The 26,038-nt window shown below is 47.3% G+C and carries 15 protein-coding genes and 4 pseudogenes; 12 read left to right on the top strand and 7 right to left on the bottom strand.

Annotated elements, in window-relative coordinates; translation table 11 throughout:
- The first annotated feature begins 22 nt into the window (after nucleotides 1-22).
- From ACVKSX_RS14415 to ACVKSX_RS14370, 10 genes and pseudogenes are all read left to right on the top strand, one after another.
- The gene (locus tag ACVKSX_RS14415) at nucleotides 23-1,210 is read left to right on the top strand and encodes a hypothetical protein (RefSeq protein WP_163762662.1); all 1,188 of its coding nucleotides are present in this window, start codon (nucleotides 23-25) and stop codon (nucleotides 1,208-1,210) included.
- A complete protein-coding gene (locus tag ACVKSX_RS14410; RefSeq protein WP_163762661.1) occupies nucleotides 1,203-2,171 on the top strand; it encodes a glycosyltransferase in 969 nt (322 codons plus the stop codon). The genes ACVKSX_RS14415 and ACVKSX_RS14410 overlap by 8 nt, the downstream gene beginning before the upstream one ends.
- Before the next feature lie 59 nt (nucleotides 2,172-2,230).
- Complete coding sequence (locus ACVKSX_RS14405; RefSeq protein ID WP_163762660.1) at nucleotides 2,231-3,328, top strand: glycosyltransferase; 1,098 nt, start codon at nucleotides 2,231-2,233, stop codon at nucleotides 3,326-3,328.
- Nucleotides 3,329-3,370: 42 nt separating this feature from the next.
- Entirely contained in the window at nucleotides 3,371-4,513 is a 1,143-nt protein-coding gene (locus ACVKSX_RS14400) for a glycosyltransferase family 4 protein (RefSeq protein ID WP_163762659.1), read from the top strand.
- 12 nt (nucleotides 4,514-4,525) lie between these two features.
- Nucleotides 4,526-5,650: pseudogene (locus tag ACVKSX_RS14395) on the top strand (nucleotide sugar dehydrogenase).
- Nucleotides 5,651-5,776: 126 nt separating this feature from the next.
- Nucleotides 5,777-6,037 (top strand): hypothetical protein, encoded by a 261-nt coding sequence (locus ACVKSX_RS14390; RefSeq protein WP_163762658.1) that lies wholly within the window; start codon nucleotides 5,777-5,779, stop codon nucleotides 6,035-6,037.
- A 62-nt stretch (nucleotides 6,038-6,099) separates the two neighbouring features.
- Nucleotides 6,100-6,744 (top strand): YjbF family lipoprotein, encoded by a 645-nt coding sequence (locus tag ACVKSX_RS14385; protein WP_163762657.1) that lies wholly within the window; start codon nucleotides 6,100-6,102, stop codon nucleotides 6,742-6,744.
- Complete coding sequence (locus ACVKSX_RS14380; RefSeq protein ID WP_163762656.1) at nucleotides 6,744-7,493, top strand: capsule biosynthesis GfcC D2 domain-containing protein; 750 nt, start codon at nucleotides 6,744-6,746, stop codon at nucleotides 7,491-7,493. The genes ACVKSX_RS14385 and ACVKSX_RS14380 overlap by 1 nt, the downstream gene beginning before the upstream one ends.
- Nucleotides 7,490-9,598 (top strand): YjbH domain-containing protein, encoded by a 2,109-nt coding sequence (locus ACVKSX_RS14375; protein WP_163762655.1) that lies wholly within the window; start codon nucleotides 7,490-7,492, stop codon nucleotides 9,596-9,598. The genes ACVKSX_RS14380 and ACVKSX_RS14375 overlap by 4 nt, the downstream gene beginning before the upstream one ends.
- 466 nt (nucleotides 9,599-10,064) lie before the next feature.
- Nucleotides 10,065-11,111 (top strand): annotated as a pseudogene (locus tag ACVKSX_RS14370) (capsular polysaccharide export protein, LipB/KpsS family).
- 344 nt (nucleotides 11,112-11,455) lie between these two features.
- Here ACVKSX_RS14370 and ACVKSX_RS14365 read toward each other — a convergent pair.
- Together ACVKSX_RS14365 and ACVKSX_RS14360 are read right to left on the bottom strand one after the other, a co-directional pair.
- Nucleotides 11,456-12,494: pseudogene (locus ACVKSX_RS14365) on the bottom strand (IS481 family transposase).
- A 339-nt stretch (nucleotides 12,495-12,833) separates the two neighbouring features.
- A complete protein-coding gene (locus ACVKSX_RS14360) occupies nucleotides 12,834-15,749 on the bottom strand; it encodes an RHS repeat-associated core domain-containing protein (RefSeq protein ID WP_197745986.1) in 2,916 nt (971 codons plus the stop codon).
- A gap of 502 nt (nucleotides 15,750-16,251) precedes the next feature.
- Here ACVKSX_RS14360 and ACVKSX_RS14355 point away from each other — a divergent pair.
- Nucleotides 16,252-16,542 (top strand): annotated as a pseudogene (locus ACVKSX_RS14355) (IS630 family transposase); the annotation flags it as partial.
- A gap of 860 nt (nucleotides 16,543-17,402) precedes the next feature.
- On the opposite strand, the gene lysC reads toward ACVKSX_RS14355, so the two are convergent.
- Nucleotides 17,403-17,639 (bottom strand): Rz1-like lysis system protein LysC, encoded by a 237-nt coding sequence (lysC, locus tag ACVKSX_RS14350; RefSeq protein WP_423241766.1) that lies wholly within the window; start codon nucleotides 17,637-17,639, stop codon nucleotides 17,403-17,405.
- On the bottom strand, nucleotides 17,542-17,997 hold the full coding sequence (locus tag ACVKSX_RS14345) for a hypothetical protein (RefSeq protein WP_163762653.1): 456 nt from the start codon (nucleotides 17,995-17,997) through the stop codon (nucleotides 17,542-17,544). Before ACVKSX_RS14345 ends, lysC begins: the two co-directional genes overlap by 98 nt.
- A gap of 811 nt (nucleotides 17,998-18,808) precedes the next feature.
- Between ACVKSX_RS14345 and ACVKSX_RS14340 the strand changes: the two genes are divergently transcribed.
- Nucleotides 18,809-19,015: a hypothetical protein gene (locus ACVKSX_RS14340; RefSeq protein WP_163762652.1), complete on the top strand. Its 207-nt coding sequence runs from the start codon at nucleotides 18,809-18,811 to the stop codon at nucleotides 19,013-19,015.
- Nucleotides 19,016-20,168: 1,153 nt separating this feature from the next.
- Here ACVKSX_RS14340 and ACVKSX_RS14335 read toward each other — a convergent pair.
- The 3 genes from ACVKSX_RS14335 to ACVKSX_RS14325 all read right to left on the bottom strand — a co-directional run bounded on the left by ACVKSX_RS14335 (nucleotide 20,169) and on the right by ACVKSX_RS14325 (nucleotide 25,733).
- Entirely contained in the window at nucleotides 20,169-20,390 is a 222-nt protein-coding gene (locus ACVKSX_RS14335; protein ID WP_354439162.1) for a hypothetical protein, read from the bottom strand.
- 873 nt (nucleotides 20,391-21,263) lie between these two features.
- Nucleotides 21,264-21,926 carry a DUF2913 family protein gene (locus tag ACVKSX_RS14330; RefSeq protein ID WP_132499874.1) on the bottom strand — a complete coding sequence of 221 codons (663 nt, stop codon included), beginning with the start codon at nucleotides 21,924-21,926 and terminating at the stop codon, nucleotides 21,264-21,266.
- A 1,395-nt stretch (nucleotides 21,927-23,321) separates the two neighbouring features.
- Entirely contained in the window at nucleotides 23,322-25,733 is a 2,412-nt protein-coding gene (locus ACVKSX_RS14325; RefSeq protein WP_307378460.1) for an RHS repeat-associated core domain-containing protein, read from the bottom strand.
- Between the last annotated feature and the right edge of the window lie 305 nt (nucleotides 25,734-26,038).

Raw genomic sequence — 26,038 nt, 5'->3', positions numbered from 1 at the left:
ATAAATTACCGGTGTTATCCTCATGGTAGATATTTTTTTGCTTGCGTTTTTTCTTATATTGCCCAAGTTTGGAATTTTAGATCTATCTTTGCTGATCTTATTTTTGCATTTTTCTGTTGCATTTTTTACTTCTCATGAAAAAAATAAGGTCGTAATAAATAATAAGATAGTCATTCTTTTTACTTTAACGGTGCTGCTTTATTCTCTTTCAGTTTTTTCTTTTTTCATTAATGGCGGTGATTACTACGATGAGCAATTTTTATTTAAACCACTACGTATAATTATTTTGCTTTTTTTACTTAGTTATATAGTTAATAAACGAGGCATTCCATTATGCTCTATCCTGAAAGCCATACTTGTAGCTTCTTTTATAAATTCTATCGTTATTTATTTACAATATATTGATCATTTTCTTGGTGGCTCAGGTAATATACTAATAAATCCAAATTTCAATGAGTCAGTTATGACGCCTTACAGGAAGTCTGGTTTAATGTCAGGTTTTCCTGTTGCAGGAATTTTATCTTTTTGTGGTTCAATGATTGCATTTCATTTTTTTTATAAAGGTAATGGAAAGCTATACTTGCTTTTATACTTCATAATTGGATTAACGTGTTTCCTTACCTCAAGAACCGCGATGTTTTTATTCATACTTGGAACAATAGCATATTTTCTTACTCTGTGTTTCAAAAATGGAAGAGTCGATATTCTATTGGCTTTTATATGTATTGTTACACCGTTATTTTCTTATGTTTTGAATTCCGAAAATGATGTGATTTCAAAGACTAGAGCTAAAATGTTTGCTAATGTTATCAATTACTATGAGAGTGGTGATGCAAATGATTACTCAACAAATGATTTATTTTCAAACCACTATGTCATGCCTACATCATCAGCGGTTTTGTTAATTGGTAATTCCGTACCTCCTGAATCAAATGTAGTTAATACGGATGTTAGCTTCTTTAGAATAACATGGAATAATGGGCTCCTCTCCACATTTATATATGTGACTAGTTTTTTGTTTATGTGGCTAGTCGTAATCAAGTCATCATGTGCAGAATTTAAAGAAAAGCTTGTTGCTTTTGTTTTATTCTTAGGGGTCTTTATATCTAACTTTAAGGGTTTTTATTTTTTTTCGCGAGTCATTGGTGATTTGATTTTTTTGATTTTTATCGCCTGCACTTTAAGTCAAGAGAAGAGAAGTAATGGATAAAATATCAGTATTAATGGCTGTCTATAAAGAGCCTCTTGAATGGATAAAAGATGCTATTCTTTCAATCAAGCTTCAGGAGAATAACGGTAATTTCTTAATTGAAATAGTACTTGTCCTTGACGATCCTGATAGAGAAAAAGAAATGTGCGATTTTCTCAAGGAGTATGATTTTAAGAGTGATGAGTTTTTTTCATTCGTTTTTATATGCAATCCTCAAAATGTTGGGCACGCCGAGTCGTTAAATAAAGCTTTCAATGCATCAAGCGGAAATTACATTGCTCGTTTAGACGCTGACGACATTAGTTACCCAGAACGCTTTATAAAACAATACGATTACTTAAAAAAAAATAATGCAATCTTCGTGGGTGCTGGTATTACCAGAATCGACGCATTAGGTTCGAACATAAATGATGTTTTTGTATCTAATGATTTAGATTTTATCAAAATAAAAATCTTCTATTCTTGCGTTGCATTTCACTCAACTTGGTTTATGACAAGAAAAGCTTTTTGTAAAGTTGGCGGTTATTTACCTTATCCCGATGCTGAGGATTTTGATTTCTTATTGCGCTTATATGAAAATGGGATTGATATTCATAATATACCAGAACCACTTGTGTATTACAGAGTGCATATGTCTTCCAAATCTAATAAAAACGAATTGCGTCAAAGAAAGTGTAAGTATTATTCCCTTAAGCAATACAACTTAAGGCGTGGGTACTTGCAGCACCAATTCGAAATTGATGATATGCGAAAAAGCATAGAAATATCATATTTTACAGATAAAACTTATAAGCTGAGTCAGACCGTATTTAATAAAGCAATGAGTTTACGCCTGCAGAAGAAGTTAACATCCACTTTTTTTCTATTGCTAATCTCTATGCTTTTATCCCCTTGGCAAGCTAAGCATATTTATCTACAGGCAAAATTTTATTTTTTATGGTGGGTCTATAAGTCGAAATGAATGGTGTGGGTTATAAATTAATACGAATCAGAACCTACCATAAGGGAGTGAAAACAACAATGAGAAAAATAGCTTTTGTGATTACCGATCTTTATCTAGGAGGTGCTGAAATTCAGGTGTGTAATCTTAGTGATGAGCTGTCTAGAAAAGGGTATATTGTTAAGATAATAACATTAACAGGCGATGCAATTATCAGCCCCGAAGATAAAAAAATTGAGATACTTCCCCTTTTAATGGATAAAGGCCTGTTTAGCTTTATTCGTGCATACTTGCATGCTCGTAAACACATCCTCAATTTTCAACCAGATATTGTCCATAGCCATTTGGTACATGGTAACATATTTAGCCGGTTGCTTAGAGTAACGACACCTATCCCTAAGTTAATTTCTACTTCACATAGTTCCTATGAGGGTGGACGGTTACGGGCTCTTATTTGTCGAATCACTGATCCTTTAACAACGATTTCTACTAATGTCAGCCACGAGGCGACGGAATGTATTGTCAAAAGGGGTAGTGTTAATCATAAAAAAATACAAACTATTTATAATGGTATCAATATCGAAAAATTTCGTTTTAATGAAGATTATAGAGAAAAAACTCGCAGAGAAATTGGTATCGATTGTTATACACCGTTACTGCTATCGGTAGGTCGACTTACGCCGGCAAAAGACTATCATAACTTATTACGTGCTTTTACTGCTATCAAAGGCAGGATGCCAGTGGATCCGCAACTAGTCATCATCGGCGGTGGGCCTCTTGAATCTGAATTAAAAAGTTTAGCCGCTACTTTAGGTATTGCTAACCGAGTGCACTGGCTTGGAATCAAAACAAATATTAACGAATGGATGAGCGCTGCAGACATCTTTGTATTGTCTTCTGCTTGGGAAGGTTTTGGCTTAGTCGTGGCTGAAGCGATGACAGCAGAGAGAGTAGTAGTTGCGACAGATTGCGGGGGAATAAAAGAAGTATTAGGTGGCAATGGTTTCTTAGTGCCACCTGACTGTTCCCCAGCCTTGGCTGAATCCATTATCACGGCGCTGAATCTTTCTCCTGAAGACGCGCGAAAAATGGGCGCAGCTTCCCGTTCCCATGTTGAACAATATTTCTCGATGAGTGCCATTACGCAAAAATGGCTTGCGTTATACCGCTCTCTTTAATCACCACTTCAGAAATACCTCTGACCACACTGCAGTTAAACCATGAATAACATTGCTATTACGGCCAACACCAGTTGGTATATTTATAATTTTAGAAAAAATACCATTATTGAGCTCATCAACAGAGGAATCAACGTTCATGTTATTTCTCCTTTTGATGATTATACTGGTAAGCTTCGTGCTTTAGGCTGCATGGTTCATGATATTAAAATTGACGGCAGAGGCATAAACCCCGTCATTGATGCTTTTACGTGCCTCAACTTTCTTCGTCTTTATTTGAAAATCAAACCACAAACGATTTTAAACTTCACCCCAAAAAATAATATTTATAGCTCACTTGCTGCAGCACCACTCAGCATCCCCGTAATCAACAATATTGCAGGGCTGGGTCATGCGTTTATTAATAACGGTTTATTAAATAAAATTGTGCGCACACTGTATAAAATAAGTCAATGTAGAGCAGAGTATATTTTCTTCCAGAACGAAGAGGATATGGCTGTTTTCCGTAAACACAACATTGGCTCAGCAGCAATCAAAGAACGAATACCCGGCTCAGGTGTCGATCTCATACGTTTTTCTTTCACGCCGGTACAGAAAGAAAATACAATTAAATGTCTCCTCTCAGCCAGAATGCTGAAGGAAAAAGGTGTTTATCTTTTTGCGGACGCGGCGCGGCACTTCAAACAAAAATACGGTAATAAAGTCGACTTTTCTCTTTTAGGTTTTTGCGATGCTCAGCATCCTTCAGGTGTGAATATCGAAGAAATTAACACCTGGGTTGATGAAGGTATTATCAATTATCTTGGCGTAACGGATAAGGTCGAAAGCGTACTTAAAGACGTGCACTGTGTGGTCCTGCCTTCTTACTACCGGGAAGGGGTTCCGAAATCACTGCTCGAAGCCGGAGCCATGGGTAAACCGATCATTACGACGGACAATGTTGGCTGCCGCGAAACCGTGGTGGACGGATTTAACGGCTATCTCTGTAAACCAGGCTGTCTGACAAGTTTGGTTGAAGCCATCGAAAAAATTATTAATTCGTCGGAACACGAGCTTGATCAGTTAGGAAAAAATAGCCGTAAGCATATCGCCAGCCATTTTGATGAAGCCATCGTCATTAATAAATACTTATCATCCATCAGTCAGGTGACTAAGCATCGCAGCAAGTTGCTTATTCACCCATAGAGTTAAACTGTTATGAAGATCGACATCGCCGGTACAGGCTACGTTGACCTGTTCAATGGTATTCTGCTTGCTCAGCATCATGATGTTGTCGCGCTTGATATTCATTAGCACAAAATTGATTTACTGAACGATAAAAAGTTGCTCATTGTTGATAACGATATTGAGCATATTTAACGAATTAGAATCTGAACCTTCGGGCAATCACCGATAAACACGATGCCTACTTAAATGCTGACTTCGTGATTATCGCCACCCTGACCGATTACAACCCGGAAACAAACTATTTTAATACCGCCTTCGTTGAGGGGGGTGATTAAATCTACTGTTCCGGTGTGCTACACGCAACATATCAGGTAACAGCTCGGTGTCCAAAATATCTTCTTCTAACCAGAATTTCTGCGTGAAGTACGAGCTCTGCACGATAACCTTCACCCTTCGCGAATAATCGTGGGTGAGCGCTCCGAGCGCGCCTCGTTATTCGCGAGTTTGCTGCTGGAAGGGGCAGTCGAAAAACACTGTCCGGTCATTTTTACTGACTCGACTGAAGCCGAAGCGATCAAGCTTTTTGCCAATACCTACCTGGCGATGCGCGTCGCCTACTTCAACGAGCTTGATAGTTATGCCGAAACGCACGGTCGTAACGCGCGTCAGATTATTGAAGGCGCATGTCTGGACCCTGGTACCGGTCATCACTATAATAATCCGTCATTTGGCTACGGTGGCTACTGCCTGCCCAAGGACTCAAAACAGCTCCTGGCCAACTACCGTGATGTACCTGACAAGCTTATCGGCGCAATCGTCGAGGCGAACAGCACGCGCAAAGATTTTGTTGCCGATGTTATTCTCAGCCGTTCTCCGAAACGCGCGGGCATATACCGCTTGATTATGCAAGCCGGCTCGGACAATTTACGTGTGTCATCCATTCAGGGCATTATGAAGCGCATTAAAGCCAAAGGCATTGACGTCATTATTTACAAACCAGCGCTGAAGGAAATTGAGTTTTTCAATTCCAGAGTGATTCAAGATCTCAATGAATTTAAGCGCAACGCCGACTTAATTATCTCCAACCGTATGGCAACCGAGCTTTTCTATGTCCAAAGCAAAGTTTATACGCGCGATATTTTTGGCGATAACTGAATACATCCTCCCCTGAAAATATTTAACCTACAGACATTCACCGTTTGGGGTTTCCCTTATTTCTCTGCACGGCAACTCTTTGCCATTTGAGGAATACACCACTGTAATAGCCAATAAGGAAATAACATGAAATTTGTTAAAATATCTGCCCTGCTGGTCTGTGTCCTGTCTGCGCCAATGACTTCTTTCGCTGCAACCGAAACTGCTGCTGCGGGTAGCGCAACCGGCACCGCAGCAGGCTCTTCTGCCGCCGCTGCGGGTGTGGCGACCGGCACAGCTGTTGCCGTTGGCGCTGGCTTAGTAGGTGCCGTTGCTATCGCTGCCGTTGCATCCAGCGACAGTAGCAACGGTAGCGGCAACACCGGGACCACGACGTCTACGCGTTAATCGACGATACTTTCATGGGGCTCATTTGAGCCCCATTTTTCCTGTTTCTCTATAAGTCTCATATGTATAAAAAAATTTGTCTGGCGAGTGCGGTGATACTGATCAGCGCATGCGGCCAGCATCGCCCCGGGCTACTCTTCCAGACGATTGTCCATTCACTTTCTTCACAAGATGCTTTCATCGACCGTGCTAAGGTCGACCAGGTGCCGTATGCCTCAATGGCGCTCACCGTTGCTGACGGCCCACAGGCGTTTATCGTGCTTGCCTGGGATGAGGACAACACGCAAAAGTGGCTCACTGCCGATGCAAAGATGATCGCCACGCGAAGTGGACGCCTCATAAAAACGCTCGGCTTCAGCGCTAACTTGTTGAGTCTGGAGAGCAATATACAAGATCCGCTTGAGGCTCCGCTCACCATTCAGGAAGGCCAGCAATGGCATGCGCAGGCACGGTGGGAGGATACCGGATTTCACGCTGCCAACATCATTTCTAGATTTCACTGGGCGGATTCGCAGGACTTTACCGTACTGGGCGTAACGCATCGCTACCGCGTGCTGGAAGAAACCGTGACGGCTGAAACCGACGGGGCGACCTGGCAGCAGCATTACTGGGTCGACCCGAAATCCGGCCGCATCGTACATAGCAAGCAAGTTTTGTATCCCCACGGTCAGACGTGGTCTCTTACCCTGCTTAAACCCTATTCCTGATGAAAAAAAATCTCATACTTGCCGCCACGCTTCTGGCTGCGGCTCCGCTGAGCTACGGCCAGGGGAAAATCACACTCATTTGTCAGCCCGCCTGTGCCGTGACTGAGGTTACCGCCACCGACCTGAGCGAGCTGGTGACCCATCCGGCCCTTCCTAAAAATATCGACTGGAACAGCGTCAGGCTTTCCACGCCTGCAGGCGATGCTGAACAGCAGTTTCTTCAGCAGCAGATTCTGCTGGACCTTACTTCGGCAGGAAAGGATCTACACGAGCTGGGCGATACGCGTCAGGCGCAACGCATTGCAGCGTTAAACCAGCGCCTTAAGGTTATGAACGTCATTGGTGGTTTTGCTTTACCGATGGATCCGGACCTGGTGCGGCTGAAACCAGAGAATTCGCCCAGACTTGAGGGTGATTATCGCCTGTACCTTCGTACGTTCCCGCCGCAAAGCCTGACAATCTGGAACGGTATCCACGATAGCATGCAGTGGATAGCCAGCCAGCAAACCGCAACCCTGACAGATACAGAGCGGCAGCAGCGCGGTATTGACCCGGATAATGTCACGGTGATCGCGCCTGACGGCACTGTCGAAACGGTACCCACAGGCTACTGGAACCGCCGCTACCATGAACCCCAGCCCGGCAGCCAGCTCTGGCTGAACCTGCAGCTCACTTCATTATCACCACGATATCAGACACTGAACCAACGCATCATTCAGTTGCTTAGCCAACGGACAGTCAGACCATGAAAATCACTCCTCTCAGCTACAGCATCGCGCTGTTATTTAGCGGGATCAGCACGGTTGCCAGTGCAGATTTCGGCACCCCGCTCTATCTTCCCTATGTCTCCCCTTCTCAGTCCGACTTTGGCGGTGTGGGATTATTGCAGACCCCGAGCGCGCGCATGGCCCCGTCAGGTGAATTCAGCCTGAACTATCGCGACAACGATCAGTATCGGTTCTGGGCCCTGTCGCTACAGCTCGTGCCATGGCTGGAAACTACGATTCGATACACCGATGTCCGCACACGCCAGTACGGTGATAAAAATTTCAGCGGCGAGCAGACTTATAAAGACAAAGCGATCGACCTCAAAGCACGGCTGTGGCAGGAGACGCGCTGGACACCCGATATGTCGCTGGGATTTCGGGACATTGGCGGTACAGGACTTTTTGACAGTGAATATCTGGTAGCCAGCAAAGCCGTCGGGCCGTTCGATTTCACAGCGGGAATGGGCTGGGGCTACCTCGCCAGCAGCGGCAATATCGTTAATCCATTTTGCCGCGCAAGCAACGGCTACTGCCGGCGCAGCGAAAGCTATAGTGGCCGCGGCGGCTCAATTGATGCCGATCGCTTTTTCCATGGCCCGGCAGCAGTGTTCGGCGGCGTAGAGTACCAGACGCCCTGGCAACCTTTGCGCATCAAAGCTGAGTACGATGCTAACGACTACCGCAATGACCGGGCCGGGAGGCTGAAGCAAGACGCACCGGTAAACGTCGGCGTGCTGTACAGTCTGAATGACTGGAGTAACTTCTCTGTGGACTATGAGCGCGGAAATACCCTAACCTTCGGCATTACACTCAACACCAATTTCGACACAATGCGCAGCCAGGCCTATAAGCCACCGAAACCTGACTACCGTCCGTCAAAGCAACCGGCAAACTTTGATCCTCATGTCGCCGCGACACAGCTAACCGCCCTGCGCGATAATGCCGGTTTTGCTTCACCGCGCATCAATCGCGTGGGCGATACCGTGTATGTCGCAGGCGAGCAGACCAATTATCGCGACCGGACCGAAGGCGTGGACCGCGCTAACCGCATCATAATGAACGCCCTGCCGGCGGGAACCCGCCAGATTGTCATTTCGGAAGAGCGTGAGAATGTGCCGATGGCTAGCTATCGCAGCGACAGCTTATCCCTCGCAAAGGTTATGCGTGGCCTGCCGCCTGGAGTTCCGATGCCAGAGAATGTGGACAAAGTTGAGGAACCAAAGCAACCTGCATCCGTGCAGGTGGGTTATGCCCTGGAAAAATCCCCCTGGCAGTTCAACTGGTCTCCTGTGCTCAATCAGTCGGTTGGTGGGCCTGAGTCTTTCTATATGTACCAGATCGCCCTGAGCGGCAGTGCCAGCTATCAGATTTCCGATAACTGGAAAGTGGGCGGTGTGACGTTATTCAACCTGAATAATAACTACGACAAATTCAATTACACTGCGCCACCTGCGGACAGTCACATTCCGCAGGTCAGAACCCATATTCGTTCTTATGTAAGCAGCAGCGATGTCTATCTCAATAATTTGCAGCTGACTCACACCCGCGCGCCGGGCAATGGCTGGTACATGCAAAGCTACGGCGGTTATCTGGAAATGATGTTTGCAGGCGTCGGCAGCGAAGTGCTTTATCGTCCCCTGAAAAAGCATTGGGCCATTGGTGCCGACATTAATCATGTTAAACAACGGGACTGGGACGATCCGGTGAAAATGGCGGATTACAGTGTCACTACGGGACACGTGACCGGGTACTGGCAGCCATCGTTTGCAGAGGAACTTCTGGTTAAGGTGAGCCTGGGACGTTATCTCGCGGGTGATAAAGGGAGCACAGTGGATATTTCGCGGCGCTTCGCCAGCGGGATTACGGCAGGAGCCTATGCCACTTTCACCAATGTGTCATCCCGGGATTACGGTGAAGGTAGCTTCACCAAAGGCTTTTACATTTCTATTCCACTGGATTTAATGAGTACTCACCCCACCAATACCCGCGCGAGATTCAACTGGGAACCGCTGACCCGCGACGGTGGACAGCCTTTGCAAAAACGGTATTCACTGTATGACCTGACCCAGGCCAGAGGCCTGTACTAATCCTCCCTGTCATCCCTCCATAAAAAAATATCCCTGCAGAAGCAGGGATATTTTTCCTTTAAGTGAAACTTTCTGAGCTTACTGTAAGTACAGCGATCCAGTGCCACTGCTTTCAACTATGCTACCACGAAGTCTTCGACGAACTTCTCTTTGACATCGCTGCATGCATACACTGACGCCATAGCCCACAGAACGGCGTTGGATCCAAACAAGAGGTCCGCAAGGGTCGCAATATGCTTAACTTTACTGCTCTGAGGAAAACACTCTTCGAACAACCCGGCGGTCTTGTTGGTCGCTTGCTCATGGGTGACGCGTATCCATAAGATAGAAGAAGAATTTGTTGCCGGGCACATCCGGACAACTTGTGAATACACCCTTTTGCCGTTGGTAAACGTTCGCCCCAAGGACATGCAAGCCCCCCACCAGCTCTCTTAATTGTGGCGCGGTCGGCGTTAGCTATTGTTTTTTGTCAGACTTCGCCTTCTGGCTGCGCGAGCTGCGCAAGGAGTACCCTTTCGACACCGTTGTCTGTTTCAGTGACTGCCGCCCGATGCACATCGAAGCGAAGAAATGTTCCCGAATCCAAAGGATCGACTTTCTGGCATTTGAGGAGGATTGTTTCCGTCCGTTTTACACCGCCCTCGAAAAAGGAGGAGTGAATGGTTACTCCTAGATGCCGCTGGAGGCAAAATATTACCGCAAGGAGCCGCTACCTGGGCTGAAAGTGCCAGCGCCGTGGAAACCCAGTGCTTTTAACCGTGCCGTTCATACCACGGTCTATTACCTGGCAGGCTGGTTTGGTCGCCATCGTTATCGAGGCTACCGTCACCACAAATCGTTCTCGCCGTGGCATGAGATGCGCTGCTGGTTCCGTGCCGGCTGGCATAAGGTGATGTATCGCTGGCAGCAGCGACATATGCTGAACCACATTACCGGCACGCTGGACAATCAATACTACCTGACAATTTTGCAGGTCTACAACGACAGCCAAATCATTTATTACAGTCCGTACAAAGACGTGCGAGAATACATTGAAGACGTGATCCGCTCATTTGCCCGTCACGCGCCGAAAGCGCCCCATCTGGTGTTCAAGCATCACCCGATGGATCGTGGTCACCGTTTTTATGGCACCCTGATTGACGCCCTGACCAAAAAGTACAGCGTCACTGGACGGGTGCTCTACGTGCATGATCTGTCCCTGCCTGCACTGCTGACACACACCCGGGCAGTAATCACGATTAACAGCACAGCGGGCCTGTCGGCACTGATCCATAACAAGCCGCTAAAGGTCATGGGCAAGGCACTGTACGATATCGAAGGTTTAACATGGCTGGGGCCGCTGAATCAGTTCTGGCAATCCGATTTTACCCCGAACAAAGCGTTGTTCGAGAGTTTTCGTGCCCACTTGCTCTATAACACGCAGATCAATGCCGTCTTTTACGGCAAGCCTGACTGGCTTAATATCCCTTCCAAAATCTCCCTGCAAAGCTCTCTTCCCAAACCCGAACAATAATTCACCACTCCGCCAGGGGAACCACCCAGGCGGAACTGCTCTGCCCTGCATAATTATTCCCCGTTGCTAAATTTCATTTGCATCTATTGTGAGCCAGGTGAAATGGATTGCGAGCCGGGCAGGATAAATGCTAGCCGATTAGCACTTAGTGTGAGCCGGTGGCAATTTTTCATTTGCAGTTAATGTGGGTCGAAATCTGCGCTGATTGCGAGTCGGAGGGATTTAAACTGCGAGCCGCTACACTTACAGGGGTGTGACGCTCAGTGGAACGAAAACTCACGTTAAGTGTACTAGCTCAGACCTGATCTGACGGTTACCGGTTATTTATACAGGTGTCTGTGAGATTAAATCTGGTTCAGATTCTTTTCTGCCCAGACCCGTTTGCCATCAAGTAACGTGGCCATTGGCGTACGCCAGCAGCACATTTTCCCCTGATGAGTTCGCTCATTATTTTAATGCCACAACAACTTGTCCAGATCCATTTGCAGGCTCTCCAGGTATGCATATAGCATCTTGCGGAACGTAACCTGATAAAATTCCTGCAAAATGGTTTTATGGAAGCGCTCGCAGATACCGTTCGTTTGCGGGGACATCGCCTTTTTTTTCGTATGGTCGATATCGTGGATGATCAGATACAGCTGATAACCATGTTGCTCTACTTTACCGCAATACTCTGTGCCTCTGTCGGTCAGTATTCTCAACATCGACAGCCCCTGAGCCTCATAGAACGGCAGTACCCGATCATTAAGTAGGTCGGCAGCAGTGATCGGCGTTTTACTCGTATACAACTTGCAGTGAGCCATTTTCGAGTACGTATCCACGAACGTCTGCTGGTGGATGCGGCCCACGCCTTTCAGATTGCCAACGTAGAAGGTGTCCTGCGAGCCCAGATAACCCGGGTGAGCCGTTTCGATTTCACCGCAGGCTTCGTCATCGTGCGCCTTTTTCTCCAGCACAACGATTTGAGCATCGGTAAGCACAATGCCTTCTCTGGCGACCTTTTCCTCAAGCGCCTTCAGCCGCTTACGGAAGCTCTCCAGGTCATGTCGTTACCAGATAGAGCGCACGCCGCTACCGTAGATAAACACGCCTTTTTTACGCAGCTCATTACTGGTCCGGTGCTAACCGTGGGCCGGGAACTCAACGGCGTACTCAACAACCGCCGTTTCAGTGGCTTTATCGGCCCAACTCTTCAGGTTGGGCACCCGACGATTTTGATTAACCAGCGCGTCAATGCCGCCTTCTTCAGCCAGCTCCTGGAAGCGGTAGAACGTGTCGCGTGACACCCATGATTTTACAGACTTTTGATACGTTACCGAGTTCTTCGGCCAGATTGAGCAGGCCGGCTTTGTGTTTGATGATGGGATTGTTAGTATGAATCATGAGAGTTACCTCGTGTTTTGTATAAGGATTGGACACCCATGTCAAAACCAGTAACTCTCAACCTTTCAGGGTACAGTGTCAGATCAAGTCGCGACTAATACACTTATCCCCTTATATCAAAATGTACTCGTAATTGTTATCGGGCATGCCTGATTTCTTTACTTAACGCGATAAGCAAGCACATTCATTTTTTTCTAAATATGACTATAAGCCAGCCCATTTCTATAATAAATAAATTGAAGTTTCAGGTCGCGACCATATCTAATAAAAAAACACGATTGATGTCCTTAATGTGCCATCTCAGCTGCACGCATAATGTTGCATTCCCGTTAAAAGCTGTCACCAGCAGTGCCCGCTATGCTTCTGAATAATTGATTCGAATCTGTTTCCCAGATCAATAGCCGCATAAGCCAGAGAATCAGCATTGTCTGCAGCCACCTGCGCCTGCAACTCTTTGTCGCTGTTAAACAGTACCACCACATCAGAAAGCGTCATTACATTATTTCCGTTGTACCACATTTTGACCTCGCGGGTTTTGTACTGCTGAACTTTTCTGATGTCATCTATTGAGTAGTTTCGTATTGAAGCGATTTTTTTAAATGTGTCTTTTACCGCGTGAAATCGACTGGTTCTAATCCCCGTGCCGTTCAGAGTCTTCTCTGAATCTTTTTCCGGAAAGTCGTCAGCAAGGTAGTAGTGGTCACGGGAGTCAGCGCCCTGACTGTTAATGTCAGGATCGGTATCGACATGCGTTGCCTCATGAATCATTGCAGCTGCCTGTTTATTTGCATTAAAGTCTGTGGTAAAAAAACCATCAAACACGTAAATGGCTTTTTCCATATCATTCCACAATGCCACATCTTTTGGGTCATCAGATTCTTCCCTGATGATTTTGTACTGGCCGGGTTCCTGAAACACTTCGATATACTTCCCGAGAATATTCCGGGATGCAGACCAAGCAGAAAGTACGTTTTCACGAACATCCTCATGTTTTTCCCCAAAAAATGTTCGCATAGTCTGCCCGGCTTCATGTGGGATTGCGTCAAGTATATAGATTGCCCGCGCCACACTGTTCCTGGCTGTAACTAATGCCTCAAACGTCTGTTCACGTTCGCGTTCTGAAAAACGTCCGTCACTGTCTTTCAGTGTGACAGGATTATTCCTGCACATCCTGAACAGGTTGAGACCGTCCGCAGTGCCCGCCGGGTCCGCACTCAGCCACCGGCCCGCCCAAGGCTGGTAGTAACGGTACCCGTAGTAATAAAGCCCCGTAGCGTCACGCTCCTTGCCCGAGTAGCGCACGGTTTTACCGTCAGCCTCCGCCGCGCCGCGCGCCGTCCACACCGCCGTGCCCCCGTACGGGTAGTACTCCTCCAGGCTGATGACCTTTCCGTCATCATCCAGCTCCAGCCCGCTGCTGCCGGTGAGGCTGTCACAGCTGTAACGCAGCGCGTCACTGGTGATACCATCCGGCCTGCCGACGTCCCGATGCAGCGCCCGCACCTGCCCCCGGCCCGCTTCGCCCACGGTAATCACCTGCAGGCGCTCCGTTTCCGCGCTGCCCGCACAGGTGCTGCGCAGCTCAAGCCCCGGCAGGTATAGCGTCCGCCGCGTCTGAGTGCTGCCGCCGGTTTTCTGCCGGTTCATCTTCAGGATGCGCCGGCTGCCACCGTCATACCGGTAGCTCTCGCTGTCGTCCGCCTCGTCTCCGCGCCGTATCGGGCTGACCCTGAGCAGCTCACTGCGCGGCGTCCAGATAAGATGCTGCCCCGGCATCAGCTGTTTCTGCTGCCCTCCCGCCGTGAACAGCGCATCCACCTCTGCCGGACTATCCGTCAGGGTGCTCAGCACGGCGCGGTTGCTCCGGTCGCTCACCGTCATGTCCGTGGTGTAGCTGCTGTCTGTGGCCGGGGAGCAGTGGCATATCTGCGTCAGGTTGCCGTCCGCATCGTAGGCGTAGGTGCGGACGTAGCCAGTGTACTCAGAGCCGCCCGCGGCCAGGGGAACGGCGGGAGATGGCAGGCCGCTTCCCTGCTGACCGGCACCGGCCATCTCCCGCCCGGAGGCCCGGACCAGCCGGTACAAACTGTCGTAGGCGTACGTGCTCTCCGGTGCCACCTTTTGATTGCGCCAGAAGCGGGTCGCTTCCGCGTCGTTGCGGACCCTCAGCACGTTGCCCCCCGGGTCGTATACGCAGCGCAGGTCTTGCAGTACCCCCGCCCCGGAAGGGTGTCCGGCAGGGCGCTCCGTTTTAATTCCGCTCAGGCGCTGCGTCTGCGGCGCGTACGCGTACGAGGTCACCACGCCGTTCCCGTGGACTTTGCGCAGCGTCTGTCCGGTGGCCGAGTACGTCAGAGACGCCACGATAACCTGTTCCCTGCCGCCCCTCAGGGTCAGCCGGCTGCCCGAGAGGAGGCCGGCGACGTCAAAGGTCGCCCGCTGCAGGTTACCTTCTGCATCGGTGGCGGCCAGCACCGCGCCCGTGGCGTCCGCAATGGTCAGGGTGGTATATCCCTCACCGTCTGCGGTAAGGAGGTCGCTCCACGCTGACGCATTCTCACCCTGCCAGTCCGCCTGCACGTGCGGGTTGTCAGCGTCCTTCAGCAGGCGCCGGGTGACGGACATGGTCACGCCGGTCAGAGCAGCGCTGCCGGTGTGCAGCAGCCCGGCGGTATCGCATTGGCTGACACACGCACCGGCAAGGTTCCGGGCCCTGTGCGCATCAGTGCGGCCGGCGTAAGTAAAGCGCTCCGGGACGCGGGCGGATTCGCCAGCGGCCTGCTCCGAGACGCTGAGGGGACGCCCAGGCAGGGCGTCGTCTTCGTAGTGCCAGGCGCGGGCGACAGCAAGGCTGCGGTCGCTGGTGCCGTCGTCAGCGGTGCAGATGCCGCTGACCTCAGCCAGGGGCCGTCCGGCGGCGTCGCTGAGCGTAATGCGGGTGCCGTTGTCCGCGCCCTGCGCGCGCAGCAGGCTGCCGCCGGGGGCATTGACGTAGGTAAAGCTGACACGTCCGGTGCGGTGCAGGCGGGGGCCGGTACTGTGCGTGAGAAAGCCGCGGGCATCGTGTCGGTGGCGGGTGACCAGCGCGTCCTTCACCGACAGTGTGTCCGGGTGACAGCAGAAATCTATGGTGCGTATAACAGACCGGCGATTATCTGCAGCCTTTCCTGCCAGACCAGGGAAGACGGTTACCCGGGGCGTGCCTGCATGCAGGCGGGCAGTATTTGAGGATGAGATAGAATGTATGACTGACATTTGCATAGCCTTCTAATTTCGACAGGATCTGACTGACAAATCCTGTTATGTTTCACCTTCCCTGAGAAGAAGCTTTTAAAGCCCATTTGTTTCGCACATATATTTTCACGGCTTTAATCAGTAAGCCCAGGGGGCAAACCTCTGTGCGCTGCAGAGCATGCCGCGTCCTACTGCATGGTTTCAGTCTGAATCGCTTCAGATTGCCTTATCTGCGTTCTGTATCTGCTTTTTTACAGAACCAGTAATAACAGGACGGCACGCTTATAAAGTTCAGTTTTTTTATGAGATCAATCATCAGCATAATGACTGTGGCTGGCAGATGATTGCTGAAGTTGCAAAACCGCATCTGAATTTACGGTTTCAGAAATACACTTTATGCGTCATCCTGTTTGGTATTCAATAAATAGCTGCGCGGAATAGTAAATCCCTTTAAGGGAACTCAGCCCGGATTGTGCGATCTGATCAATCGCCAAATATCTCACATCACTCACCGGACTGAGCGATGCCGATCGTAGTACCCATTCTCCGTAACGAACGACGCCTGTTGCAGAAAGCAATCCATATAACACGTGATAAAAATCATGCCCGCAGGCTGACCGCCATGCTGATGCTGCACCGGGGAGACTGTGTCAGCGATGTCGTCAGAACGCAGTGTTGCGCCTGTTCATCTGCCGGACGCTGGATTAACTTGTTTACGCTGACGGGGGATGAAGGCCTGAAATCCTTACCCGCAGGACGTTCATGCTACTGGTCATTTGAACATATCTGCAGGTTGTTACGTGAACTTATAAAGCAGCCGGCACAGTAGAAATTGAGAGCAGGGGCAATTGGTGCCATATTCTTGGATGGCACCAACCAGTGATTATGGTCCACGCGCGTTCATTGTGCAGGTCTGGAATAAGGACAACACGTAGATACCTAAATACTATGCCAACGATTATCGTGACGCCCGGCCCGGGCACTTAGAAGGATTATCTATTAAATATCGGAATTCTGTACCCGCTGAGCAACCGGAGTGATCTCACTATTGGTTACGAGGGCGGTAATATACTAACCTAAGGACTGATAATAAACTCAAATTTTGAAACTGTACGCATCAAGATGGTTAAACAACCGAACCTGACTACAGTTTCTCCGAGAAACAGGCATACTTTGATCCCCATGTCGCGACTTTCCAGTTAACAGCACCGAGCCATAATACCGGTTACGCCCTAAGATGAGCTCTTCACAGTACATTTTAAATGTATTTCCCTGCTCTGACGGCAGCGATATTCGATTAGATCGCAAAACCTAATGGTGGTTTTTTGTTCGCTTCGCATGACTAATCGACTAAAGAATAAATGTTTCATTTTCATTTATTACTGAGTTATCAACTAATGCATCAAAAGCAGAGACGACTGAGGACGGTAAACGGCTGAAAATGATCCTTATGGCGAGACTTAGATAAGAGATTTCCATGTTAATATCAGCGAACATTTTGCCTTCTTTGTTGGTTCACGCTGGTTAAGGCGGCTTTTTATATAAACCGGATAATACTTATTGAATTGACAAACCTACACAGAGACAGCGGATAAACCTTAGCTTTAATAAACGCCTCATTTTTATCCAGCAAAGCCACTGAGCGCTCAGCTGCAATGCCCGATAAATTCTGAATTAGTTATTTAATTTTGTTTTAGCTTCTAATTTTCTCAGTGTGCTTCTATCTTTGTTACACTGACTTAGGATACTGTAAAGTACTATATTCAGTTCTACAGCATCCCCATAGGTCATGTCTTTTCCCGGACCAGGGACATCAATTGGATTTATCAGTGATGCTGGTATAACCCACGGGGACGTCGTTGCTGGTTGAAGCGCTGCCGGCAGCGTTTGCTGCGTTCCGCAACCGCTCAACAATGTGGTTGTTAATATAATCACGGGAACAGTTATCTTCCGTAAGTAAGATCTTGATTTCATCATATAACACCTTATATTGTTGCGCATTTTCGTAGCGTTCATTGAAGGCCTGATTCATTATTTTATTATAATCATCAAATTTTTTATGAAGTTTATGGATACCTTCATTAAGTCGGGCATTTTCTGTAGTCAGTAATTTATGACCCTCCTCGTTAGCAACAATTCTTTCTCTCAGCTGCTGATTTTCATTGGCCAGATTTTGATTGCGTCCATTGGCAACCCAGAAAGCCGCACAAAATGAAAAGACAACGACCAGGCTGGCTATTTTTTTTAGAAACAAAAGATTATTCAGCAAAACACCTTCCTTTAATTTTGACAAGAGATATGCGGTTATGTTTAATATTTCCAATTTTATAAGCAGCCATAAATTAATTTATGGATGAGGAAATAATTATTATGGTATTTTTAGATAGCCATATTGGCGTATTTTACAAAATAACTGACACTGCAGCTTTCCAGTAACAGCAAAACCACACTCAAAGTATGCTTTTGGAAAAGTTTAATCCACACATTAAAGTAGACTGTTCCGCAGCCTGGTCTAAATACCTTTCGCCATAACCATTTAGTGTTTTTTCTGTGTGGCACACTATTATACCGCCCTGACAGGAGTTAAACATGACTTATTCAGTACATCTAAATCAGCAAAATACTATAATTTCACATTTGGAAAAATGTGTTTATTCCAGGGGTGTAATTAACTTTATTATTAGGCTGTAGAATTTTGCTAACGTTTCATCAGGAAGTATCACATTGTAAGAGATTCAACAAGCTCATATGCATTCATTTTTCTCCAATCTGGTATAGAAAACCTCTATATTATAAGCTTACAGACCTCCTACAATTAAAAATTGGACTATAACTTCTTAAAGCACATATTCTTTACCATTTCAAATGCAATTTTTAGGGGCAGGATCCCTTTCATTGTAAACTAAGCGCTAAGAAATAATAGAGAATAAAATGAATCAACAAGCCTATCACTGCGCTTGATATTCACATGGGCTGGTTAGTCGACTGCATTAAAGTAACTTAAAACCTCCAGACAAAGCGTGTAGCGGGTATGGCTAATAATATATTTACCGTTGGAATTAACAACAAAGGAAAATGATATGGACGAAGCTGATTTGGCACAAAAACACGTGGAAGCACATCTTCAGGCAGCCTTTCTGGCCAGAAAATCCCGCCCTAGAAGTTTGAACGGTATGTGTATATGGTGCAAATACGAACCTGTTGTTGCAGAAACGGCTTTCTGCTCAGCTGAATGTGGTGAAGATTATTTTAAACGTAAGCGTGAGATGAGCCTGCGGATGAAATGATAGTAATAACATTAATTTCACAAGCATTATCAGATGAAAATATAAAAAATCCAGATCTTAAATAATGTGGTTTCAACTGGCAGGGTGTCAGCGCGGGCGGATATTCAAATTTACTCTGCAACTTTTTATAAAGCATCGTGATTGTCTAAATGACATGGAATGATAGTCAGTATGTGCAGGGCTTAAATATATCCTGGACGAATCAGAATCGACTACCTTATATATGATTGGAGATTATTGCTGCACTCAGAACGATTTTAACGTTGAACACAACTGGGGCTGGCTCAAGGCTGAGTCAGTCCCTACGGCCCATTAGTAAGTTTAGTATTCAACTGGAAGGCGCTGGCCGTCGATCTCCGGATCACGCCACGCTTTGGGCGTTGGGCGTAGTTTTGAGGATGCCGCTGTCGGCGTTTTCGTCACGTCTGTGCTTCCAATCTGTCACCATAAGTTGCCATTCCGGTTGTATATAACAATGTCGGATCAATGAAGGATGTACACTAGCATTTCAGCCAATCCATCGTAGTTAAGATCCTGCATTAAGGTCTAGCAGGAACCGACCTCCCCCGGGCAAGTAATCAATGCCTTTACCTACTCTTCTGCGCCTGCCACCAGCTTTCTGGTGGCGTTTCGTTGCCCGGGCGTGGCGAGATTGCTTGCCTGAGATTAATCGTGTCAGGCTGAATGCCTGCCGTATTATGACCTGGCAGGATCTGTATCAGCACGCCTTTTAACCTCACCAGGTCCTTTAGCCACTGAAGTCGTGCATTCAGCTGCAACAAATGCTTTACACGACGAGCCACCATACCTTGAGATCCGCCGTGTCTGCTAAAGCTTCGCCCTATTCTTAGCGTGCCTGCTGGGTTTTCACCATAATGCGCCATGGGTCGATGACCGGCGAATGTAGCTAAAACAGCCATAGCCCGGTAACGCCATCATCATGATAAAAGTATTCATATTGCTCACATCCTGCGATCATGCAAGACCTTTAAACCGCACCACTAACAGCAATCTGGCAAAAATGATGAATGAAATCACCACGCCATAAATACGATCTAACGTACAGAAATAGCCGTCTGCACGCACATAATGCTATACTGGCCAGCAGATGTGTCAGCAATAGCGAAGTCATTATCAGACAAGTGGTAGTGCGCTACCAGCGTGATTTATCTGGCACTTTTTTGTCTACAATCGTGATGAAAATAAGCATCAGAAGCATCAGAAGCATCATTGTAAGCCGCAACATGGCGGCCGAGAATGATTTAGAAATAATCGCTAATCTCGTAAAGAGCCAACGGGCCAGGAACAACAGCAGCAGCCAGAACTGACCGGTCATGGTGGCGGTCACGCCCAGTGTAAAAGCGTTTCGCCACATCGATTAGTTATATTTGCTGTGGGAGATGTTGCCGGATTCATGGAATACGGGGTCTAAAAAAAAAGCATCGTCATTCCCGGCATGAACAAAATTATGGCACTGTTTCTGGAATGAAACTCATCGGCGGGGAGCTCCGGAAAGTTTCAGTGTAGCAAGCCGGTCATAAGCACGACAAAAGGCAGCACCAGAAGCGGACACAGTCAAGGTTTAATAACTTACGGAAAATATAGCGTGAAAGCCAAAACGCTGGGAGAAGAGAAACAGCAGCATATAACGCGCACAGGTGCCGACAGATGAAGAAAATCGGGCAAGCCCATATCAGCCCGGCCAGCATACCGATGGCAATAATGGTCTAGTTGGTTTTGTTGGGGAAAACATCTTATTACAATATTGTGATCCTTTGCTGTTGAGCTGAATGTGTAGATAATCCCGAGGTCGACGAGTATGCGGCATTATAAATGAACATATAAGATTCAGAATATTTGCAGACAGTTTATTTTACCATAAATTCATAACGTCAGTTGTTTCTGTTTATAAAATCATCATATCATTGATAATGGGCGCGTTCCACGTAATGGCTATAAACCACTATCTGGCGCTAGTTTGCCATTTGTCTGTCATCTGGCCTTACTATGACCATTGAAATGCCGAACGTTAACTACATACTGATTCCAACTGGATACTTTTTATCATTTTTAGATAGCAAAGTTAATTAGATGCAGTTTCAATGCATTAGAGCTTCCGGCATCAATCTGGCGGGCTAGCATCATCATGAACGGGTTTACTACAGCTCAATGAGCTTTGTCTGCAACTTAATCACATACATAGCATTAATACGTATAACTAAAAATCACCTTGCGATATCAGCTTAAGTTACTCGTCGCTTTCTGCATATTCTCGACTGGTATCAGAACCACTATTATCATGTACACTGGCAATAAGTCGGTGAAGGTACGGCGCAGTGTTATCATACTCTCGCCTCCATCCAGCCCGCGACAAAAGTTTATCTACTGCTGGAATATCGGCTGTAATTCGCACTGCCAGCGGTGCTATCTGGATACCATATTCATTAAAACCATTGTCGAGGTCTGCTCTTCTGATAAACAGCCCCGCTACCTTTGGGCTTATCCTGATAGCATGACGTCCCTCCCACTCAGTTTCAGTCAACACGCCGTAATTGATACCTGTTAGGGTGATAGCGTGCATTACGTGTTGTAGCCTGAAAAGGTCATTCTGTGCCAGCAGGCTCCCGGTGCTGGCGCGCCAGAGATACTCCAGCTTACCCGGTAAATCTGCCCGCAGCCCCTTTTTTCTTCCTTCCTTGAGCAACCAGCGGATATCATTTGCCAGTTCGCGGCGAAAGAGCCGCTTCTTTTCAGCAGTAGCAAGCCATCTGCATAAAAAAAGGTTTTCCTGAGCTGGAGAATTGACTGTTCCGCATTTCCGCGCCAAATGCAAAGCTACGAGTCCACACCAGGCAAGGTGTCCAACATAGACATTTGAGAATTCCAAATTAAGTCCTGCTAATTCTGTCATTTGTTTATGAAACTCATCCGGGGGGTTTATCAGAAATTTGTTGTTCTGATCATAATCAGATAGTGATTATATCAACATTTTTACTTGTTAAAGAAGTGGGTACAGTCGATCGTGTGCAGTTTCTGCCGTCCTACAGGATATCAATTTTTAATCTTTTTGGCTTTTGCTGGTCTTAAACATTAAGCTGATCTCTAACGTTGAAACTGACTGAAAGCCGTTATCCGGCAGGTTTAAGGAAATCATAGTCCAGTATTGCGAGTCAGATGCTGAAAACAATGAAAAAAATCCTTGCGGACATTCTGTCCTGCATGCTGACGAAAATGCATGTTTTCGAGCAAAAATTATTCTGCCAGGACAGTACAACCGTCAGTAGCGAAAGTGCTATGCCGTCGCAGGTATGACGTCGTTGTAAATAAGATGCAGAGAGCAGTCTGCATCTTATCTGAGCTATTACCGGAGGAATACTATACTGACTGATTTACTTAAACTTACGGCTAAGCCTTTAAGGTGCTATGGTTGCTAAGGCCATGCGGAACTGAAGCCTCGCCTCAATAGCTGTTCCAAATACTAGACCGCTTAAAGGAAAGTAAGTCCGATTAAAGCGGTCTGTCAATCGCTGAATATTCCACACCACTTAACCGGACTGAGTTATACCGATTTTAGCACCGGTCCACGCGATGAAAGACTTTTGATAAATTAAACACGTGGCAAAATCATGCCCGCAGACTAACCACCATGGTATGCTTCATCTTGACGACAAAATCAGTGACGTCGCAAAATGCTTTGCTGCGCGTGTTAATCACTGAAACACTGGATTAACTGATTCACTCACTGTTCATGACACTGAATGCCTGTAATCATTGCGCTGAGGTTGCCTGACAACGACGGCCATATGGGCATATTTGTCACTGATGTTTCAGTTAAAGGCGCTCGACGTAAGAATTTGGACATCAGCGTGCTCGCTGTGAGAAGAAAAGGTCAGCAACAAATAGCGTGAAAGCATAAGTCATATTTCCGGTCCGAGAGAGGAGCCATGCCCGATTGCTGCAGTCTGGCATTAAACTCCTGTGGTACTGTTATGGTACGCGACCAGCGCGATGTGGCGCATTTTCATCAAAATGCCGGTTGCGAGTTATGTGTCATCAAATCTTAACCAGATGAATCCTAAGTTAAGTTAATACTGGTACTCCTTTTTAAAACGCTTATTTTTGACATATTATCCCTGCGAAAATCACTCAGGCTGTTTCTGCGTTTTGGCGTAGCAACCACCTCTTCTAACGTTAAAAACTTTTTCACTCCCGTGTATCTAATCCCTTCACATATGCCACTGTCATTCTCGAATCGGTATCTTTCGAATGACAGTTCCTGCGGCATTGAATGACTGAATAGAACTCTCTATTTTGTTTGCGTCGGAAATACAACTTCCTTCTCATAACTCTCACTCGAAATTGAAGAAATATCACTGCCGTAAGCCCCAGGCAACCCTATTAAAACGGGATATTGGCCTTCAAAAACCGGACGTGAAAAATCTTTGGCTGTTCTCATTGACCGGCTTGTTGAAAAGAAATATTTGGTTCTAAACACATCCCCTGAATTTAATCGAATGAAAAAGTTATCTGCAGGAAGTCTCATTCCGAGAAAAAGAAAACTCTCACTCTGCCTGCCATCAGCTTCAGCTAATTTCTTTATTCCGCTGTTCGCGGCACTGACATAATTTTTCAGGCTTTCTTCAGGTGAATCATCCAGTAACGCTTGATTTGTCATCATGTAGGTACGCGTATACATTTCTAATGCGCCGTACTCGATGTGATCAATTTTTGCAGAACTTCTGCCTTGCCTGCTGTTCCACTTTTTCAACATATCAATCGTGTCAGTACCGAAGTGCTCATACCCACGCCCATCACCTAATGGATAAATTTCAAGCAACTCAGCCACCTTTTTTTTAGTATCTGGATCATTCATCCGGGGATCGTTGAAATAATTTTCAGGGGCAGGACTCGGTTTTTTTCCGTCCGCATCAATAAATCTAATTGGATTTGTCTTGCAGAACCTAAAAAGATTGACTCCGTCAATCAGCCCGCCGGGATCAGCATTCAGCCACCTGCCGGCACCAGGCTGACAGTAGCGCCACCCGAAATAATACAGGCCAGTCGCGTCCCGCTCCATACCGCTGAAACGTCGCGTTCGTTTGTTTATGCTCAACTCATCATCATCAGCTCCCAGGCTTTCGCCGTAAGGCGCATATTCTTCTCGCGAACTCACCGATCCGTTTTCATCTGTCTCACCACTCAGACTTCCCAGATGATCACGCCATGACCAGCGCGCCAGCCAAGCCGTCTGTCCACTCACCCGGGTGCGGATTACACGTAAGCATGCTACCTCCGTTATGACAGCCTCCGCGCTCAGCAGGTTTTCATGCTCTGTGCGCTGTCGCCATTCACATCCCCCCGCGTAAGTAGTCAGCCGCACCTCTGAGCCCGCTAATTTACCGGGGGTGGTCACGATCACTCCCCGGTTACTACGCCGCGACATTAACGTGTTACGCGTCCATCCATTGCCGCAGGCGCTCCCTTTGCGCACAGTTTTTATCAGGTTGTCGCCGTCGTCGTACGTATAGCATTCAGCATAACGTACCCATGTTAGTCCCGCGCTGCCGTCTGCTTGCTGTCCCGGAAATGGCCCCGGACGGCTCGCGGCGACCTTCTTCTGGCGGCTCTCTACACTTAACAGACGTGAGACCGTGTCGTATAAATAAGCCCGAACTCCGCCGCTTTCGCCATTACGGTGCCACTGAGTATTCACGGCCGCGTTGCTAAGAGTTAGCATGTTTCCCGCCGGCTCATACGTGTACCGCAGTTCGCTGAGCAATACACCATCGCGGTTAAGGGTAAGATGCCGCGAGAGCCTCCGCGTACGCATATCATATTCCCATACCTGCGCCATACCGTTACCGGCGCTTTGCATGATCACACGTCCGTCTGCGGCCCGCTTTACGGACGAGAGTGCACCATACTCCATGCCATCGCTGGTCGTGAGGCTGACCCGGCTCACCGCGCCAGTGATGTTATATGCCGTGGTAGTAACTCCCCCCGCGGCATCTTTCTGAGAGAGTAAACTACCAGTGGCGTCGCAGGCACCAGAGGTGATAAGGGACACTTCCATGCACGGCGAGTCCGGGCCCCAGTCGGGCGGCGGCGCGTCGGCAGGCAAAAGCCGCTGCTCTGCTTCCAGAGGCTGGCCAGTCAATGACATTGATAGCATCGCTGAAGAGCCTGCGTTGTCATACTCTGTCAGCGGCATAAGGGCGAGGTTTCGCGCCCGGTGCTCGCTGCCGGGCATACGCCAAACCGTCATAGATCGCGCGCGCGGAACACCGCCTGGCGGCGTTTCCGTGATTAAAAGTGGACGCGCTCCGAGCTCCGGGTGTTCATAAAAATACGCCGTGACGGTGTCCTGTGCATTGCGGACCATAACTGATCGACCTGCAGCGTCGGCCATTGTAAAAATGCGGTCGCTGTCGGCGGTATACAAACTCACAGAGTGGACGCCGATGCCGAGGACGGTCGATGCGTCTGGCACTAAGTTATCCCGTTCATCTTTTAGTGCCCTGGCACCGTATTGATGGGTGGTTCGCTCAACTAAATTGTTAGCGACGCGGGAAGTGAGGATGCGCGCAGCACGGAACTTTACCGATGTGCACTGTTCATCCGGAAGGCGCAGAAAGGTAAGCGTGCGGACGGGACCGATAGTACTTTTAACAGTCACATAAGGTGTATCCGCGTGCAGTGAGGAAGAAAATTTTGACATCGCGCTCTCCAGCAAAAATTGCTCCAGCTTATCGCCCTGTACAAGCTAAAGATTGTTAAATACCGCCCTTCGCTCATTTGTAAAAGGCAATTTAAATTTGATAATACTGAAAATATAAATCAACTAGTGGAAAGACAAGGTAACATCACAACTACCCGGACCACACTGATAATCCCTAGGCTCTCCACGAAGCTTATTAAAATACACAAGCTGTTTATCAGCAGACCGTATAGCAAGTACAATTCATTAAATCTTCAATCGAGCATAACTGACACGTATGATGTGATACTTATGTGATAAAATCT

The sequence above is a fragment of the Pantoea sp. PvP021 genome (assembly GCF_054056055.1).
The sequence above is the reverse complement of the archived record's forward strand: the minus strand, read 5'-3'. Positions and strand labels throughout refer to the sequence as shown.

Bases quoted from the DNA above. Each gene is read 5' to 3' on its own strand.
- ACVKSX_RS14415 (WP_163762662.1), top strand. From the start codon at position 23: ATGGTAGATATTTTTTTGCTTGCGTTTTTTCTTATATTGCCCAAGTTT.
- ACVKSX_RS14410 (WP_163762661.1), top strand. From the start codon at position 1,203: ATGGATAAAATATCAGTATTAATGGCTGTCTATAAAGAGCCTCTTGAA.
- ACVKSX_RS14405 (WP_163762660.1), top strand. From the start codon at position 2,231: ATGAGAAAAATAGCTTTTGTGATTACCGATCTTTATCTAGGAGGTGCT.
- ACVKSX_RS14400 (WP_163762659.1), top strand. From the start codon at position 3,371: ATGAATAACATTGCTATTACGGCCAACACCAGTTGGTATATTTATAAT.
- ACVKSX_RS14390 (WP_163762658.1), top strand. From the start codon at position 5,777: ATGAAATTTGTTAAAATATCTGCCCTGCTGGTCTGTGTCCTGTCTGCG.
- ACVKSX_RS14385 (WP_163762657.1), top strand. From the start codon at position 6,100: ATGTATAAAAAAATTTGTCTGGCGAGTGCGGTGATACTGATCAGCGCA.
- ACVKSX_RS14380 (WP_163762656.1), top strand. From the start codon at position 6,744: ATGAAAAAAAATCTCATACTTGCCGCCACGCTTCTGGCTGCGGCTCCG.
- ACVKSX_RS14375 (WP_163762655.1), top strand. From the start codon at position 7,490: ATGAAAATCACTCCTCTCAGCTACAGCATCGCGCTGTTATTTAGCGGG.
- ACVKSX_RS14360 (WP_197745986.1), bottom strand. From the start codon at position 15,749: ATGTCAGTCATACATTCTATCTCATCCTCAAATACTGCCCGCCTGCAT.
- ACVKSX_RS14340 (WP_163762652.1), top strand. From the start codon at position 18,809: ATGGACGAAGCTGATTTGGCACAAAAACACGTGGAAGCACATCTTCAG.
- ACVKSX_RS14335 (WP_354439162.1), bottom strand. From the start codon at position 20,390: ATGTGGCGAAACGCTTTTACACTGGGCGTGACCGCCACCATGACCGGT.
- ACVKSX_RS14330 (WP_132499874.1), bottom strand. From the start codon at position 21,926: ATGACAGAATTAGCAGGACTTAATTTGGAATTCTCAAATGTCTATGTT.
- ACVKSX_RS14325 (WP_307378460.1), bottom strand. From the start codon at position 25,733: ATGTCAAAATTTTCTTCCTCACTGCACGCGGATACACCTTATGTGACT.